The sequence below is a fragment of the Flavobacterium sp. KY-23415 genome, assembly GCF_055384985.1.
The window spans coordinates 979,316-995,629 of the sequence record NZ_AP044001.1 but is presented as its reverse complement, the minus strand read 5'-3'; the positions used below and the strand labels follow the sequence as shown (position 1 = coordinate 995,629).

Annotated in this window: 13 protein-coding genes, 2 tRNA genes and 1 rRNA gene; 11 read left to right on the top strand and 5 right to left on the bottom strand. The window is 32.4% G+C overall.

Annotated features, from left to right (window positions below; translation table 11 throughout):
• The first annotated feature begins 79 nt into the window (after positions 1–79).
• From ACZ49Z_RS04595 to ACZ49Z_RS04585, 3 genes are all read left to right on the top strand, one after another.
• Positions 80–1,423, top strand: a complete 1,344-nt coding sequence (locus ACZ49Z_RS04595) for an FAD-dependent oxidoreductase (RefSeq protein ID WP_464307014.1) — start codon at positions 80–82, stop codon at positions 1,421–1,423.
• Between the two features lie 65 nt (positions 1,424–1,488).
• Positions 1,489–3,987, top strand: a complete 2,499-nt coding sequence (locus tag ACZ49Z_RS04590; protein WP_464307013.1) for a DUF2339 domain-containing protein — start codon at positions 1,489–1,491, stop codon at positions 3,985–3,987.
• A complete protein-coding gene (locus ACZ49Z_RS04585) occupies positions 3,974–5,185 on the top strand; it encodes a hypothetical protein (protein ID WP_464307012.1) in 1,212 nt (403 codons plus the stop codon). The genes ACZ49Z_RS04590 and ACZ49Z_RS04585 overlap by 14 nt, the downstream gene beginning before the upstream one ends.
• Positions 5,186–5,241: 56 nt before the next feature.
• On the opposite strand, the gene ACZ49Z_RS04580 is transcribed toward ACZ49Z_RS04585, so the two are convergent.
• From ACZ49Z_RS04580 to ACZ49Z_RS04570, 3 genes are read right to left on the bottom strand one after another with little or no spacing between them, the layout of a single operon-like run.
• Complete coding sequence (locus tag ACZ49Z_RS04580) at positions 5,242–5,607, bottom strand: cupin domain-containing protein (protein WP_464307011.1); 366 nt, start codon at positions 5,605–5,607, stop codon at positions 5,242–5,244.
• A gap of 35 nt (positions 5,608–5,642) precedes the next feature.
• Complete coding sequence (locus ACZ49Z_RS04575; protein ID WP_464307010.1) at positions 5,643–6,050, bottom strand: hypothetical protein; 408 nt, start codon at positions 6,048–6,050, stop codon at positions 5,643–5,645.
• A 23-nt stretch (positions 6,051–6,073) separates the two neighbouring features.
• Complete coding sequence (locus tag ACZ49Z_RS04570; RefSeq protein ID WP_464307009.1) at positions 6,074–7,609, bottom strand: helicase HerA-like domain-containing protein; 1,536 nt, start codon at positions 7,607–7,609, stop codon at positions 6,074–6,076.
• Positions 7,610–7,778: 169 nt separating this feature from the next.
• Here ACZ49Z_RS04570 and ACZ49Z_RS04565 point away from each other — a divergent pair, with 169 nt between their 5' ends.
• The 3 genes from ACZ49Z_RS04565 to ACZ49Z_RS04555 all read left to right on the top strand — a co-directional run bounded on the left by ACZ49Z_RS04565 (position 7,779) and on the right by ACZ49Z_RS04555 (position 10,073).
• Positions 7,779–8,411 carry a 7-carboxy-7-deazaguanine synthase QueE gene (locus tag ACZ49Z_RS04565; protein ID WP_464307008.1) on the top strand — a complete coding sequence of 211 codons (633 nt, stop codon included), beginning with the start codon at positions 7,779–7,781 and terminating at the stop codon, positions 8,409–8,411.
• 21 nt (positions 8,412–8,432) lie between these two features.
• On the top strand, positions 8,433–8,834 hold the full coding sequence (locus ACZ49Z_RS04560; protein WP_464307007.1) for a DUF2059 domain-containing protein: 402 nt from the start codon (positions 8,433–8,435) through the stop codon (positions 8,832–8,834).
• Positions 8,835–8,915: 81 nt separating this feature from the next.
• Complete coding sequence (locus ACZ49Z_RS04555) at positions 8,916–10,073, top strand: aminotransferase class V-fold PLP-dependent enzyme (RefSeq protein ID WP_464307006.1); 1,158 nt, start codon at positions 8,916–8,918, stop codon at positions 10,071–10,073.
• A 57-nt stretch (positions 10,074–10,130) separates the two neighbouring features.
• Here ACZ49Z_RS04555 and ACZ49Z_RS04550 read toward each other — a convergent pair whose 3' ends face one another.
• Positions 10,131–10,841 (bottom strand): SAM-dependent methyltransferase, encoded by a 711-nt coding sequence (locus ACZ49Z_RS04550; RefSeq protein WP_464307005.1) that lies wholly within the window; start codon positions 10,839–10,841, stop codon positions 10,131–10,133.
• Positions 10,842–10,909: 68 nt separating this feature from the next.
• Here ACZ49Z_RS04550 and ACZ49Z_RS04545 point away from each other — a divergent pair, with 68 nt between their 5' ends.
• Entirely contained in the window at positions 10,910–11,407 is a 498-nt protein-coding gene (locus ACZ49Z_RS04545) for a YkgJ family cysteine cluster protein (RefSeq protein ID WP_464307004.1), read from the top strand.
• Positions 11,408–11,421: 14 nt separating this feature from the next.
• Here ACZ49Z_RS04545 and ACZ49Z_RS04540 read toward each other — a convergent pair whose 3' ends face one another.
• A complete protein-coding gene (locus ACZ49Z_RS04540; protein ID WP_464307003.1) occupies positions 11,422–12,657 on the bottom strand; it encodes an exo-beta-N-acetylmuramidase NamZ family protein in 1,236 nt (411 codons plus the stop codon).
• Between the two features lie 22 nt (positions 12,658–12,679).
• Between ACZ49Z_RS04540 and ACZ49Z_RS04535 the strand changes: the two genes are divergently transcribed.
• The 4 genes from ACZ49Z_RS04535 to ACZ49Z_RS04520 all read left to right on the top strand — a co-directional run bounded on the left by ACZ49Z_RS04535 (position 12,680) and on the right by ACZ49Z_RS04520 (position 16,306).
• Positions 12,680–13,912: an ABC transporter permease gene (locus ACZ49Z_RS04535; protein WP_464308044.1), complete on the top strand. Its 1,233-nt coding sequence runs from the start codon at positions 12,680–12,682 to the stop codon at positions 13,910–13,912.
• Positions 13,913–14,466: 554 nt separating this feature from the next.
• A 16S ribosomal RNA gene (locus ACZ49Z_RS04530) occupies positions 14,467–15,983 on the top strand.
• An 84-nt stretch (positions 15,984–16,067) separates the two neighbouring features.
• Positions 16,068–16,141 (top strand) — tRNA-Ile (locus ACZ49Z_RS04525).
• Between the two features lie 91 nt (positions 16,142–16,232).
• Positions 16,233–16,306: transfer RNA gene (locus ACZ49Z_RS04520), tRNA-Ala, on the top strand.
• Positions 16,307–16,314: the final 8 nt, after the last annotated feature.

The following is a 16,314-nucleotide window of genomic DNA, read 5'->3' as shown; positions in this document are numbered from 1 at the left end:
AACATAAAAATGTATGTTTCTCTAGGGTTAAGTTTTATTAATTAGTATTTTTGTATTTCAATATTTATAGCGTTTTTTCATGCAAAACCAAAAAAAGATTGCCGTAGTTGGAGCAGGATTAGTAGGTTCTTTGTTGGCCATATATCTAAAAAAGGCCGGGCACATTGTTCATGTCTATGACAGAAGTCCAGATATTAGAAAAATACAATTTTCTGGAAGAAGTATCAATTTGGCAATGTCAAATAGAGGATGGAAAGCCTTGGAAATTATTGGAGTGGATCAAGAGATTAGAAAAATTGGTCTTCCGATGGATAAAAGAGCTATTCATTTAATGGATCAATCGCTAAATTATCAGAAATATGGAAAAGAAGGCGAATCTATTTATTCTTTATCACGAGGTGTTTTAAATCGTAAAATGATTGACTTGGCTGAAGAAAAAGGTGTAGAATTTTTCTTTGAACACAAAGTTTGGGATGTTACTCTTGGAGATGCAACATTGCATATTGGTAAAGAAGAACATGGCGAATGGACAGCCTATAAATATGATATGATTTTTGGTTCTGACGGTGCTTTCTCAAGAGTACGTCATAGAATGCAAAGACAAAGTATGTTTAATTATTCTCAAGACTTTCTTGAAATTGGGTATAAAGAATTAAATATACCTGCCAATGCAGACGGAACACATAAATTAGATAAAAGTTCTCTACACATTTGGCCTAGAGGTAACTTTATGCTTATTGCGCTTCCAAATCTTGACGGAAGTTTTACATGCACATTATTCATGCCGTTTAAAGGCGAAAACTCTTTTGAACAATTAGACACAAAAGAAAAGCTTGTTGATTTCTTTGCTAAATACTTTCCTTCAACAAAAGAAGTAATTCCTAATTTGGTTGAAGATTTTTTTAAAAACCCAAAGAGTTACTTAGTCACAATGAAATGTTTCCCTTGGACACATAATGATAAAGTAGCTTTAATTGGAGATGCTTGTCATGCAATTGTACCTTTCTACGGACATGGTATGAATGCAGGTTTTGAAGATATTACAGTCCTAAACGAACTAATGGAAAAATATGGTGACGATTGGGAAACTATTTTTAATGAATATCAAAATTCACGAAAACCAAATACAGATGCGATTGCAGAATTATCCTATCGCAACTTTATAGAAATGAGTACAAAAACAGCAGACGCTAAGTTTTTACTACAAAAGAAAATTGAAAAATGGTTTTCCGAAAAACATCCAGAAAGATGGATTCCTCTCTATAGTAGAGTAACATTCAGTCATCAACCTTATTCCGAAGCATTGGCTATAGGTGACAAACAAGATGCTATAATGCAAGAGATTTTAGCGATGGAAAGCATTGAAGAAATTTGGGAAACCGAACCAATTGAGCAAAGAATCCTACAATTATTAAGAGAATAGATTGATAAAGTTTCAATAGGAAGAAATAAAAAGCTACATTTGAGGTTACTTAAATGGATATTTCTATGGAGACTATTTTGCTAATTGGTGTTATTTTGTATTTGTATATTGTAAATAACAATATAAATATAAAGTTTAAAGACCTACAGAAGACTGTATCTAGTTTGAATGATAAATTACGTGGTATTCAAGATGAAATAGCTCGGAATACTATTCAGCATCAGAGGAATGAAGTTGTAGAAAAAGAGGTTGTTAAACCTGTTAAACCAATTATTGTAGAAAAACCAAGTGAAGAAATCCCGATTCCTAAGGTTGAAAAGATACAACCAGAGATAATAAAACCCATTGCAGACAAACCCATTGAGGTTGTTGCTTCAATTGGGCAAAGACCAATTGTTGAAAAACCTGTAAGACCAAGACCAGTTGCAGTTCCTCAAAAATCGTGGTTTGAAACATTTAAAGAAAAAAATCCTGATTTAGAGAAGTTTATTGGAGAAAACCTTATCAATAAAATTGGTATTCTTATTCTTGTTCTTGGGATAAGTTTCTTTGTGAAATTTGCTATTGATAAAGAATGGATTAATGAGTCAGCTCGAGTTGGAATAGGAATTTTGTGTGGTTCATTAGTAATGACAATTGCTCATAAACTAAAAAAGAATTATGCTGCTTTTAGCTCAGTGCTAGTTGCAGGAGCAATAAGTATATTCTATTTTACTATCTCTATTGCTTTTCACGATTATCATTTGTTTAGTCAAACAGTTGCTTTTGTTATAATGGTTGCCATTACTGCTTTTAGCACATTGGTTTCAGTGTCTTATAATCGACAAGAATTAGCTGTTTTATCGCTCATTGGTGGTTTTGCAGTTCCTTTTATGGTAAGTACAGGATCAGGCAACTATCTGGTTTTGTTTACATATATTGCAATTTTAAATTTGGGGATACTCGGAATAGCCTATTTTAAAAAATGGAAAGTTGTTACTGTTTTAGCTTTTTTATTCACTTCAATATTGTTTGCTTCTTGGTATGGGAAAGAGTTGTATGATAACAAATTGCCTCATGTAGGAGCAATTGCTTTTGCTACTATATTCTATTTCATTTTTAGTGTAATAATTGTGTTGAATAACATTAGAAATAAAGGGACTTTTTCAATTATTGAATATTTTATTCTTGTTGCGAATACATTCTTTTTCTTTGGAATGGGAATGGGAATAATCCATAATTGGGGAATAGAATTTAAAGGGTTGTTTACCTTGTTGTTGGCTTTCTATAATGTAATCTATGCAATAATTTTATATAAAAAATTCGGATTAGATAAAAACGCCATCTATTTATTAATAGGACTTGCGCTAACTTTTGTAACGCTAACAATTCCAATTCAGTTTGAAGGAAATCAAATCACAATATTTTGGGCAGCAGAAGCAGTTTTATTATTCTGGTTATCTCAAAAATCTAAGATCAACCATTTTAAGTTAGCCGCAATAGTTGTACAAATACTCACTTTTATTAGTCTATTATTAGACTGGACAAAGTATAGTTTGCCAAATGAAACTTTGTCAATTATTATTAATCCATTGTTTATTTCAGGATTCGTAGTTTGTGTGTCGTTTTATTTAACATATATTTTATTGAAAAAAGAAAACGATGCAATGGAAGGTTTAGGTGTAAAGCATTACAAACAGATTGTTCTTGTTGGTGCTGTTTTATTAACATATGCATTAGGGTTTTTAGAAATTCAATATCAAGTCTATCAGTTAATTGCAAATGCAGCTTCAGCAGAATCTTTTGTTGTTGTCTATCATTTTGTGTTTGTAGCTTTGTTATTGTTCATTGTTACCAAGAAAAAACACGAATTACTAATACTTGCTGTATCAACTGTTGCTGTTTTATCAATCGGAGTCTATATCTTGTCTTTTTATAGGCTACCTAATCGCGAAATAATTCAAAATTTAGCGCATAATACAAATACTAATTATGCGTTTTATTTTCATTATATTGTCTTAATATGTTTAATTTATCTTGGGTATAATCTATTTAAAAGAGTAGCTGTTGAGCCTAAAATTGAGGTTCTAAAAAACAAATTTGTTCCTTGGTTATTTGTTTTTGCAATTGTATATGTATTGAGTAATGAAATTATGATTCATGGTTTGTCATTTTCTACAACGAATAGTAGTTTGGCAGAATTGAGTGAGAAATTCCCAAAGACAGTAAATGATAATACAATTCAATATAAAAAAGAAACGTTTATAGCGTTAAAATTGGACACTGTTAAACGTCAAATTATTAAAATTGGTTACCCAATACTTTGGGGGATTTTTTCTTTTGTATTCTTAATTATCGGAATTAAAAAACAATGGAAAAACTTAAGAATAATTGCACTTTCATTATTAGGAATAACCATTTTAAAATTATTTATCTACGATATTAAAAATGTTTCCGAAACGGGTAAAATTATTGCTTTTATACTTTTAGGGGTTCTAATTTTAATCATCTCGTTTGTTTACCAAAAAATAAAAAAATTAGTTGTTGATGAAACTCCAAAATCAAGTTCAGATGAAGAAGTATAGTAGTTTATTTTTAATGTTTAATTTTTTATTTGGGTTTGCCCAAAATTATAAAGGTGAAATTAAGAATATTAAGGGAGAGGGTTTGCACCAAATTCAACTTTCACCAGAAGTTCGAGCAGCAGCGAATGAAAATATTGATTATTTTAGAATATTTGATAGAAACAAAAAAGAAGTACCTTATGTGATTTATGATTTTAATCGAAAATTAAAACATTATAATGTGTTTAAAATAGTTTCAAAAAAAAGCATTAAAGATTCTATCACATCCATAATAATTCAAAATGAAACAGGAAATAAAATCAATCAATTCTGTTTGAGTATTGGAAATACTACCTTGACTAAAAATTATTCTATAAGTGGAAGCAATGATACTATAGCTTGGTTTGGTCTTGTAGCCAATCAAACCTTGTCTGGTTTAGTGTCTCAACAAGGGACTACTCTAGAAAAAAACGTTTATTTTCCAGCTAATAATTACAATTATTTGCGAATCGATTTTAATGATAAAAAAACGCTTCCAATAGATGTGCAAGATATTGGAATCTATGAAAATCAACTTTTGCCAGAAGAACTTATTGCGTTAAAAACGTTTAGGTATTATATTATTGTAGATAATGAAAAAAAAGTAACTCAAATTGTATTTTCTGCGGATAAAAAACATCAGATTGATGCGATTTCCTTTGATATAAATACAGATTTGTATGCTCGTGATGCAAAATTAATTGTCAATAAAGAACGAAAGATTAGGAAAAGGATAGAGAAATATGAAGAAGTGATTTCAACTTTTCAGCTTAATTCTAAAAACAGTTCAATCTTCGACATTGATCATTTGAATGAAAAAAAGTTTATTATAGAAATTGAGAATAAAGATAATCAGCCTTTAGCAATCAATGATATTCAATTATTTCAGAAGCCAATTATCATTGTTTCAAAATTAAAAGCCAATGGAAATTATGAAGTGGTTATTGATTCTGCTTATTCAAAACCATCTTATGATTTAGCTAATTTTGTTCAAAGTTTTAGTCTAGGAATACCAAAAGCAACGATAACCAATTTTAAAAAAGTAGAAAAAAAAGAAATACAATTAACTGAGAAACCATTTTGGCAAACCCAATTGTTTATGTGGTTTTGCATTGTTTTGGGAGGCGGAATTGTGGCTTATTTTGCTTTTGGATTGCTGAAGGATATGAAGAAGGAGTAATTAAAAAAATCAACTTTTCAACCTACTAACATAGAACCAACAACAAAAAAAGATAACTAAAACTTCTCACGATGTACTTTGGTAAAATCAAAAGCGGGTTTGCATATTGCTATATATTCGCATGGTAAGTCAAAAGGGTTTGAATATTGTACCCTAGTATTTGCTTCAATTTTTATGGATTGTCCAGCTTCCAAAATTATAGTTTCTCCTTCAATGATAAACTGCTTCTTGCCAGAAATAATATAGGTATATTCTTCAAATTCTGGTGTTTGAAAGGGTTCACTCCATTTTGGAGGAGCAATCATATGTGCGATTGAAATGGCTGCATTTCCAGTAGCTGGAATGCCGTGATGTTCTTCAATTAATTTCCCATCTGTCGTTGGAACAACAAATGGAGTTTTTTGTATAAAGTATTTTTTCATTGTGATGTCATTGCAAGGGGCGAAGCATTCAAAATCTACTTCAGTTGTTTGTTGTTGAATATTTCTTTTAATTTATGAATGTCATCTTTATGAATATTGCTTAGCGAAAAATTCATTTGCGATTTGTTTTTGTAATTGAGAACTAATTTTTCATTTGTAAAAATTACATTTTCTAGGTCTGAAAAAAGAAAGCGTTTACTCTTGGTGTTAATCTTTATGTTTCCACCCATTTTATTCCAAACGATGTGTCTTTTGTAGAAAAAACTTTTAAATTGAGGAAACATAATCAACGCAGCAGAAAATCCAGACAGACCTGATAATCTGCTTGAAGGAAATAGGAATAAACTTGTTACCCCTATAACCAAACATAAAATTCCAATGCAGGCTATTAATGTGTCAAAGTTTTTTTTAAAACCTAATTCAATAAATTTAACTCTTTGCATTTTTTTATTTTTTTAATAGCGGGTTATTTCTTAAACATTTTCATTAAAACACCCATAGCACCTCTAATAAAAGTAGCACTTGTTAATACTTTTACAACTCCTTTTGTAATCGTATTGGATGTAGAACTACCTCTGGATGAGCTACTTTTTTTGTTTTCTTTCTCTTCCTCTTTTTTGGCCTCTTCTTTAGCGGCTATTTTTTGCGCTTCTTCAATTTTCTTATTTAAAATTTCATAAGCACTTTCTCTATCAATAACTTCATTATATTTTTTGGCTAATTTAGATTTAGCAATAGAGTTGTTTATTTCTGTTTCTGTTAAAATATCCATTCTGCTCATTGGAGCTCTCAACATCGTTGCTGCTAAAGGAGTTGGAATTCCTTTTTCGTTTAAAGCAGTCACAAATGCTTCCCCAATTCCAAGAGAAGTCAATACTTCATCTGTTTTGTAGTAGTCAGAGATAGGATAGTTTTGAGCAGTTTCTTTAATTGCTTTTCTATCATTAGCCGTAAAAGCACGTAATGCATGTTGTATTTTTAATCCCAATTGTGCTAAAACACTACTTGGAACATCCATTGGGTTTTGTGTAATGAAATAAACTCCAATTCCCTTAGAGCGAATTAATTTTACAATAGATTCAATTTGATCTTGTAATGCTTTGCTAGCTTGGTCAAATATCAAATGAGCTTCATCAATAAAAATAACTAGTTCTGGTCTTCCAGCATCGCCTTGTTCTGGCATCGTGTTGTAAATTTCAGCTAGTAAACTTAACATGAATGTAGAAAAAAGTTTAGGTCTGTCTTGAATATCGGTTAAACGGATGATATTGATATAACCATTTCCGTTTTCATCAATGCGCATTAAATCATCAATTTCAAAAGATTTCTCTCCAAAAAATAATTCCGCACCTTGCTGCTCAAGTTCTATCGTTTTTCTTAAAATTGAACCAGTTGATGCGGTGGATATTCTTCCATATTTTTCAGTAAATTCATCTTTACCTTCTTCAGTAGCATATTGTAATACTTTTTTGAAATCTTTTAAATCAAGAAGAGGAATATTGTTATCATCACAATATTTAAAAACAACAGAAACAACACCAGATTGTGTGTCATTAAGATCTAAAATTCTAGAAAATAAAACAGGGCCAAATTCTGAGACTGTTGCGCGCAAACGAACCCCATTTTGTTCAGAAATGGTCATTAATTCGACAGGAAATCCTTTTGTTTCATATGGAAGAGTAATTTTAGCATGTCTGTCTGTTATAAATGGTTTCTCTTCTCCAGGAACAGCAATGCCAGAAAAATCGCCTTTAATGTCCATCATTAATACAGGAATCCCATTTTGCGATAATTGTTCCGACAAAACTTGTATAGTTTTTGTTTTTCCAGTACCCGTTGCTCCAGCAATTAATCCGTGACGATTTAAAGTTTTTAGAGGTATATTTACGTGAGTGTTTTCTACGGGTTGTCCTTCTAGTATTGCACCACCGAGCGTAATAAAATCTCCTTTACAAGTGTATCCTTCTGTTATATGTTTACTGAAATCTTCTGTTTTGCTCATCTTTAGTAATATTTAAATTCAAAAGTAATCAATATCAATAACAATTTCAAGAACCAATCGTAAATTCAAGTTTACTTTAAGCATCAATTTAGTGTTACTCTAAATTTCTGACTTCTAACGTCTAACTTCTGACTTCAAATTGTATCTTTGCAAACTATTTTAATTAGAAATGTTACAGAAAGAAATACAATTAGCAGTAGAAAAAGGGGAAATGTTGCCTTTAATGGAGGAGTTTTATACAATTCAAGGGGAAGGTTATCATACAGGAACTGCTGCATATTTTATAAGAATTGGTGGTTGCGATGTGGGTTGTCATTGGTGTGATGTGAAAGAAAGTTGGAACGCTGATTTGCATCCTCCTACAGCTACAGACATAATTGTTGCAAATGCAAAAAAATATGCAGAAACTGTTGTTGTAACTGGAGGAGAACCACTAACTTGGGATATGTCTTTAATTACTTCTAAGCTTAAAGCGAATGGAATGAAGGTTCATATCGAGACTTCAGGAGCTTATCCTGTTACGGGATCTTGGGATTGGTTTTGTTTATCTCCAAAGAAAATGAAATTACCAGTTCAAGGTGCCTATGATATTGCAGATGAATTGAAGGTAATAATCTATAATAAGCATGATTTTCAATTTGCAGAAGAACAAGCGGCTAAAGTAAATAAAAATGCTATTTTATTTTTACAGCCAGAATGGAGTAAAAAAGAAGAAATGACTCCTTTAATTATTGATTATGTGATGAATAATCCTAAATGGAGGATTTCTTTGCAAACACACAAATATTTGAATATACCTTAAAAACTATAAATTAAATTTAATATGAAAAAAATGTTTTGTACAGTAGTAATACTGTTTATTGCTCAATTAGGGATAGCACAAGATGCGTTTAAAGAGGATGTTTTAAAAGTTTTAAAAGCTTCGGGTTCTGGTGCTCAAATGGAGTTAGCAAAAGAACAAGTTATGCAAAGTATCCCTGAAACAAAAAGAGCCGATTTCTCGAAAGAATTTGATGCCTCTTTACCTTCCTTGTATGATAAAATGGCTAAGATTTATATGGAGACCTATACTCATGCGGAAGTAAAAGAAATGTTGAAGTTTTACAATTCTCCAGTTGGAAAAAAAATGGGAGATAATGCAGCAGAATTGGTTAAAAAAAATATGGCAGCTGGTCAAGAATGGGGTTTAGAATTGCAAGGTATTATGATGAAATATATGCAATAGAATTTTTTAAGAAATAATTTATTTAAAGATCTCAGACATTATTGTTCTGAGATTTTTATTTTTACATAAAATATATCTTTTATGAAGTCAGAGTTTTATCTTAACCCAGCTATTACCTTTTTGAATCATGGTTCTTTTGGAGCTTGTCCAAAAGCTATTTTTGAAGAATATCAAAGATTTCAATTAGAATTAGAAAATGATCCTGTATTCTTTGTTCAAAATAAATTAAAAGGGTATTTAAAGATTGCTCGTGAAAGTTTGTCTGTTCATGTTGGATGTAAAGCACAAGATTTGTTCTTTACACCAAATCCTACATTTGCGGCAAATGTCATAATGAGAAGTTTAAAGTTACAAGCTGGTGATGAAATTTTAACTACTAATCATGAATATGGAGCAATGGATAGAACTTGGAATTTCTGTTGCAAAAAAAATGGGACGAAATACATAAGGCAAGAAATATCATTGCCAATAATATCTAAGGAGCAAATCCTTGATGAGTTTTGGAAAGGATATACCAGTAAAACAAAAGTGATTTTTTTAAATCAAATATCGAGTGCTACAGCTTTGATTTTTCCAGTAAAAGAAATTTGCGACAAAGCAAAGGAATTAGGATTAATAACAATTATTGATGGTGCTCATGTTCCAGGACATATTGATTTAGATATTCAAGAGTTAAACCCGGATTATTATACAGGAACTTTACATAAATGGATGTTAGCACCAAAGGGGTGTTCATTTTTATATGTTAAAGAAAAACTTCAAAATGATTTAGCTCCTTTGGTTGTAAGTTGGGGTTATGAACCTGTTGTTGCAGGAGAAACACAATTTTTAGATTATCATGAATTACAAGGGACAAATGATTATTCGGCTTATTTGTGCACTCCTAAAGTAATTGAATTTTTAGAAGTAAATAATTGGAAACAAAAATCGCAAGAATGTAAACAGATAGTGATTGCTAATTATCAACGCTTTTGTAATTTGTTAAATACAAAGCCTATTTGCCCCATTCATTCTGATTTTTTAGGTCAAATGGCAAGTATTCCAGTTAGAACAAAATATCCTTTGGAATTAAAGAATTTATTATATGATAAATATCAAATTCAAATACCTGTAATGCCCTTGAATGATAACATTTATATAAGATATTCTATGAATGTCTATAATTCGCAAGAAGATTTAGATATTTTGTACAAAGCAATACAAGATATCATTGAAACAACCAATTTGATTGAATTGTAGATTTAAAATTAAGGAACATATTTATAGTTTGGGATTATTTTAATAGCTAATTTCAAATTATAAATGAGTTAATCTGGCCAAATAATCAAAATGATCTCCTTCAAGGATTAATTCACACTGGAAACCATTAGCATGTGCGGCATTTTGTAATGTGTTATAATCTAAATATAACCAGTCAAAAGGAATTTCTTTTTCGCCTTTATAAGAAATGTCAAAGCGCAACTCACCATAATAACCATTAGCTGGGATTTCATAAGCGCCATCTTCATCTTGGTCAAACATATAAATTATATCTGAAGAATCGATTAATATTTGTCCCTCATCATTTAAAAGGTTTTTAAGTTTTTGGAGGTAGGTGCTAATTTTATTTAATCTTTCAAAAATACCAGTGCCATTCATTAGTAATAGAATGGTGTCAAATTTTTTATTAGGAGAATAATTTAAAATATTTTCAACAGTAACATTGTTTAAGCCTCTTAATTTACAAGCAGAAATAGCGTTTTCCGAAATATCAATAGCAAAAACGTTTAGTTTTTTTTTGTTTTTGAGATATAAAGAATGACTTCCAGCTCCGCAACCAATATCTAATACATCACCTTTTGAAAGTTGTAAGGCTTTTTTTTCTAGTTTAGGCATGGAAGAATAGTCTCTAAACAAATAAGAAACGCTCATTTCATCAGCTTCACTAATTGTTGTCTCTGTGATTATGTTTTCTGGCTTATTATTGGTTTGGTAATCCAAAATGGCTTTTCCGAAGAGATCTTTCATTACTTTTTATCTAAAGTTTAGGGTTACACGTTTCAAGTTGTTTAACTTTGCAAAAGAAATTATAGAAAATGCTAAAGCCAAATTTAAACGAACTCGGAAAACTTGCCAAAGATAAGCATAACGAAAACAAAAAATATTTCGATAAGTTAAAAAAACGTACACCAAAAAATTTAGACTACATCATGCAAGATTTGCACGATGCAGAGTTTAAAAAGACAGATTGCTTAGAATGTGCAAATTGTTGTAAAACGACAGGCCCATTGTTTACTACAGCAGATATTGAGCGAATTTCTAAAAGTTTAAGACAGAAGCCTCAACAATTCATAGAGCAGTTTCTTAGAATTGACGAAGATAACGATTATGTATTGCAAAGTGTACCTTGTGTTTTCTTAGATAATGATAATAAATGTTTTATATATGATGTTAGGCCAAAAGCATGTCGAGAATTTCCTCATACTGATAGAAAAAAATTTCAACAAATCTCCAGCTTAACATTAAAGAATATCGCCATATGTCCTGCGGCTTATAATATTGTGGAGAAAATGAAAGAGAAAATACCTTTCTAGTAATGATTTGTTTTTTATTGGTATATAAGGTATTTTGCTCTCATAGTTTTAAAATTGTCTAGCTCATTTTTCCAAGAGTCTCTTATTTCTTTTTCAGAAAGTCCTTTTTCAATTTGTTCCTGTAGTTTTGTTGTTCCCGCAAGTTTAGTAAAAAAAGAATTGAAAAACTTGGTCTTATCACTGGTTTCATTATAGGCTTTTATCAACCACTTTAATTCCAGTTGTTTTACTTTAGGAGTTTGACTTAAATCCTCGCCATAACATAGTTTCCCATTGTATAAAGGATCCTTTGCACCTTCGTTTGGTTTTGGTGTAAAACTAAAATTACTTTTTGGTAAATTTGGCGAACCATAAATTTGAAATTGCTTCTCGGTTCCTCTGCCTACACTTACATTTGTTCCTTCAAAAAAACACAAACTTGCATACAGATTAATTGCTTGTGCATTTGGTAAATTAGGTGATGGCTTTACAGGTAAATCATAAAACATATCATGAGTATAGTTTATGCATTTTACAATTTTAATAGTACATTGAATACCATTCTTTAGCCACTTTTCACCATTTATCATTTTTGCATATTCACCAATTGTCATGCCGTGTAATACAGGAATTTTGTGCATGCCAACAAAACTGTGATGAATTTCTTCAAGTACAGGGCCATCAATGATATTCCCGTTTGGGTTTGGTCTGTCTAAAATAATAAGAGAGATGTTGTTTTCAGCACAAGCCTCCATTATGTAATGTAAAGATGAAATATAAGTATAAAAACGAGCGCCAACATCTTGTAGGTCAAAAACTAAAATGTCAAGACCTGCTAATTGTTCTTTTTTTGGTTTTTTGTTATTTCCATATAATGAAATAATTGGTAAGCTTGTTTTGGTATCTTTTCCGTCTTTTATAACCTCACCTGCATCTGCTGTGCCTCTAAAGCCATGTTCAGGGGCAAATATTGTTTTTACATTAATGTTTTTAGATAAAAGAAAATCAACTAAATGATTGCTATTAGATAATATCCCTGATTGGTTAGTAATAACTCCTATTTTTTTGTTTTTTAATAAAGGCAAATATTCAATATAATTATCTGCACCCGTTTTTATGTCATTTTTATTTAAAATTTTTTTTGAAAGCTCAAAAGATTCTTTCTCTCTATTATTTGTTGTCTCTTTTTCTTTTGAACTTCCATTATTCTTTATTGAATTTCCGCAAGAAAAGATAACTACCACAAAAAATAAAAACGTATTTTTGAACATAAATTTATTAAGCATAAATAATTTGAATTTAGAATATTTTATAGCCAAAAGATTAATATCGGCTAAGAGCCATAAAAGTAGTGTTTCTTCACCAATTATAAAAATAGCGATTATTGCAATTGCAATTAGTATAATAATGATGATTATTTCTATAGCCACAGGAATTGGTTTGCAAAATAAGATAAGAGATAAGATTTCATCATTTAATGGTCATGTGATAATTACAAATCATGATGACAATCAATCTCAAGTGAGTGTTAAGCCTATTTCTACTGAGCAAAATTTTTATCCAAAATTTGAAAGTGTAGAGGGGATTAAACACATACAAGCTGTTGCAATGAAAGCTGCAATGATTCGTACAGAAGAGACTGTTGAGGGTGTTCTTTTTAAAGGTGTGGGTGAAGATTATAATTGGGAAAGCATTAAAGAATACTTAGTAGAAGGGGTGTTGCCTTCAATGAGTAAAAAGAGGACTGATGAAGTTATAATGTCGCAATATCTTGCAAATAGGTTAAGCCTAAAGTTAAATGATATTTGTAGAACCTATTTTGTGAAGGAAGGCAATAAAGGTTATAATCTAAGAAGTTTTAAGTTAGTTGGAATATTTAACTCAGGGTTTGAAGAGTTCGATGCTAATTTTGTTTTAGGAGATATAAAACATATTCAACACATTAATAAGTGGCAAAACAATGAAGTTGGTTCTTTTGAGGTTTTTTTAAATGATTTTTCAAAAATTGAACAACAAGGAAGGGAAATTAATAAAGAAATCCCTCCTATATATAATTGTGTAACAATAAAAGAAAAATATTACAGTATATTTGAGTGGTTAAAACTCTTCGATTTTAATATTTTAGTAATACTAATAGTGATGATAATAGTTTCTACTATTAACATGACAGTTGCATTGCTTGTTTTAATTCTGGAGCGCACTCAAATGGTTGGTGTTTTAAAAGCTATTGGTGCAAATAATTGGTTAGTAAGGAAGGTTTTTTTATATAATGCTTTTCATATTATTACAAGAGGTTTAATATGGGGTAATTTTATTGCGATATCACTTTTGTTAATTCAGAAATATTTTGGAGTAATAAAATTGGATCCTGAGAATTATTATGTAAGTCAAGCTCCAGTTGATATTAATATTTTTTATATTTTGTTATTGAATTTAGGTACAGTATGTGTTTGTGTTCTTGTCTTGATAATTCCATCCTATATTATAACTAAAATTTCTCCTGTAAAAGCAATTCGTTTTGATTAATAAAAAATGTCATAACTTAATATGGTAATAGTAGTATTTAATTGACAAGTAAAAAAGTTTTTATTGTAAGTAATTGAAAATTAAAGTGCTAAAAAATATATTTAAAAATAGTTTCAAAAACATTAGGAAACTACTAAAAAGTGACTACTTTTGCATCCGCATTACCGCAGAGGTTCTTTGGTAGATTAATGAAGATAAAACGAGAGTTTTGGGTTTTTAAGAAAAGAAAAAAAATATTTTCAAAAAAAAGCTTGTCGGAATTAAAAAACTAATTATCTTTGCACCCCGCAAAACAAGCGAAGTTCAGATACATATTGAGTGAGATTTAAGATAAAAAAAATATCAAATAAATCTTGTGAGATTAAAAAGAAGGTTGTAGTTTTGCAGCCGCTAACACAGAGACGCAAGTTTTGGAGTTAGAGGTTTAAAATACGAAAGACACGTTCATAGACATATTGAATTGACAGCATAATTTAGAGTGATTTAAATTATAAAAATAAGAGAGTAGAGGCGAATTAAATACACTAGTTTTTATCGTACAATATAAAAAATATACGATGAAGAGTTTGATCCTGGCTCAGGATGAACGCTAGCGGCAGGCCTAACACATGCAAGTCGAGGGGTAGAGGAAGCTTGCTTCCTTGAGACCGGCGCACGGGTGCGTAACGCGTATGCAATCTACCTTGTACAGGGGGATAGCCCAGAGAAATTTGGATTAATACCTCATAGTATTATTGGAAGGCATCTTCTGATTATTAAAGTTCCAACGGTACAAGATGAGCATGCGTCCCATTAGTTAGTTGGTAAGGTAACGGCTTACCAAGACGATGATGGGTAGGGGTCCTGAGAGGGAGATCCCCCACACTGGTACTGAGACACGGACCAGACTCCTACGGGAGGCAGCAGTGAGGAATATTGGACAATGGGCGCAAGCCTGATCCAGCCATGCCGCGTGCAGGATGACTGCCCTATGGGTTGTAAACTGCTTTTATACAGGAAGAAACACCTCTACGAGTAGAGGCTTGACGGTACTGTAGGAATAAGGATCGGCTAACTCCGTGCCAGCAGCCGCGGTAATACGGAGGATCCAAGCGTTATCCGGAATCATTGGGTTTAAAGGGTCCGTAGGCGGCCTTATAAGTCAGTGGTGAAATCTCCTAGCTCAACTAGGAAACTGCCATTGATACTGTAGGGCTTGAATTTTTAGGAAGTAACTAGAATATGTAGTGTAGCGGTGAAATGCTTAGATATTACATGGAATACCAATTGCGAAGGCAGGTTACTACTAATGGATTGACGCTGATGGACGAAAGCGTGGGTAGCGAACAGGATTAGATACCCTGGTAGTCCACGCCGTAAACGATGGATACTAGCTGTTCGGATTTTATCTGAGTGGCTAAGCGAAAGTGATAAGTATCCCACCTGGGGAGTACGCACGCAAGTGTGAAACTCAAAGGAATTGACGGGGGCCCGCACAAGCGGTGGAGCATGTGGTTTAATTCGATGATACGCGAGGAACCTTACCAGGGCTTAAATGGAAGACGACGTTATTGGAAACAGTAATTTCTTCGGACGTCTTTCAAGGTGCTGCATGGTTGTCGTCAGCTCGTGCCGTGAGGTGTCAGGTTAAGTCCTATAACGAGCGCAACCCCTGTCGTTAGTTGCCAGCGAGTGAAGTCGGGAACTCTAACGAGACTGCCGGTGCAAACCGTGAGGAAGGTGGGGATGACGTCAAATCATCACGGCCCTTACGTCCTGGGCCACACACGTGCTACAATGGCCGGTACAGAGAGCAGCTACATGGTGACATGATGCGAATCTTCAAAACCGGTCTCAGTTCGGATCGGAGTCTGCAACTCGACTCCGTGAAGCTGGAATCGCTAGTAATCGGATATCAGCCATGATCCGGTGAATACGTTCCCGGGCCTTGTACACACCGCCCGTCAAGCCATGGAAGCTGGGGGTACCTGAAGTCGGTGACCGTAAGGAGCTGCCTAGGGTAAAACTAGTAACTGGGGCTAAGTCGTAACAAGGTAGCCGTACCGGAAGGTGCGGCTGGAACACCTCCTTTCTAGAGAAAGATATAGATTAGTGTTTTATATAGCATTTACTCTCGCTGTTGGTTCAAATAATACAATAAAACTTAAAGAAACAGAGTCTCGTAGCTCAGCTGGTTAGAGTACTACACTGATAATGTAGGGGTCGGCAGTTCGAGTCTGCCCGGGACTACTATTTTAAAGTTTTAAGAGGAAATTCTAGAGGTTTGCTAACCGTTTTAAGTAGTGTTAACTAAAAACTGTTAACTGATCACTAAAGAAACGGGGGATTAGCTCAGCTGGCTAGAGCGCCTGCCTTGCACGCAGGAGGTCATCGGTTCGACTCCGATATTCTCCACTATTCGA

What these genes read in the sequence shown, in the direction of transcription:
- ACZ49Z_RS04580 (WP_464307011.1), bottom strand. Translation starts at nt 5,607, where the DNA reads ATGAAAAAATACTTTATACAAAAAACTCCATTTGTTGTTCCAACGACA.
- ACZ49Z_RS04560 (WP_464307007.1), top strand. Translation starts at nt 8,433, where the DNA reads ATGAAAAAAATGTTTTGTACAGTAGTAATACTGTTTATTGCTCAATTA.
- ACZ49Z_RS04585 (WP_464307012.1), top strand. Translation starts at nt 3,974, where the DNA reads ATGAAGAAGTATAGTAGTTTATTTTTAATGTTTAATTTTTTATTTGGG.
- ACZ49Z_RS04555 (WP_464307006.1), top strand. Translation starts at nt 8,916, where the DNA reads ATGAAGTCAGAGTTTTATCTTAACCCAGCTATTACCTTTTTGAATCAT.
- ACZ49Z_RS04565 (WP_464307008.1), top strand. Translation starts at nt 7,779, where the DNA reads ATGTTACAGAAAGAAATACAATTAGCAGTAGAAAAAGGGGAAATGTTG.
- ACZ49Z_RS04590 (WP_464307013.1), top strand. Translation starts at nt 1,489, where the DNA reads ATGGAGACTATTTTGCTAATTGGTGTTATTTTGTATTTGTATATTGTA.
- ACZ49Z_RS04595 (WP_464307014.1), top strand. Translation starts at nt 80, where the DNA reads ATGCAAAACCAAAAAAAGATTGCCGTAGTTGGAGCAGGATTAGTAGGT.
- ACZ49Z_RS04570 (WP_464307009.1), bottom strand. Translation starts at nt 7,609, where the DNA reads ATGAGCAAAACAGAAGATTTCAGTAAACATATAACAGAAGGATACACT.
- ACZ49Z_RS04550 (WP_464307005.1), bottom strand. Translation starts at nt 10,841, where the DNA reads ATGAAAGATCTCTTCGGAAAAGCCATTTTGGATTACCAAACCAATAAT.
- ACZ49Z_RS04540 (WP_464307003.1), bottom strand. Translation starts at nt 12,657, where the DNA reads ATGTTCAAAAATACGTTTTTATTTTTTGTGGTAGTTATCTTTTCTTGC.
- ACZ49Z_RS04545 (WP_464307004.1), top strand. Translation starts at nt 10,910, where the DNA reads ATGCTAAAGCCAAATTTAAACGAACTCGGAAAACTTGCCAAAGATAAG.
- ACZ49Z_RS04575 (WP_464307010.1), bottom strand. Translation starts at nt 6,050, where the DNA reads ATGCAAAGAGTTAAATTTATTGAATTAGGTTTTAAAAAAAACTTTGAC.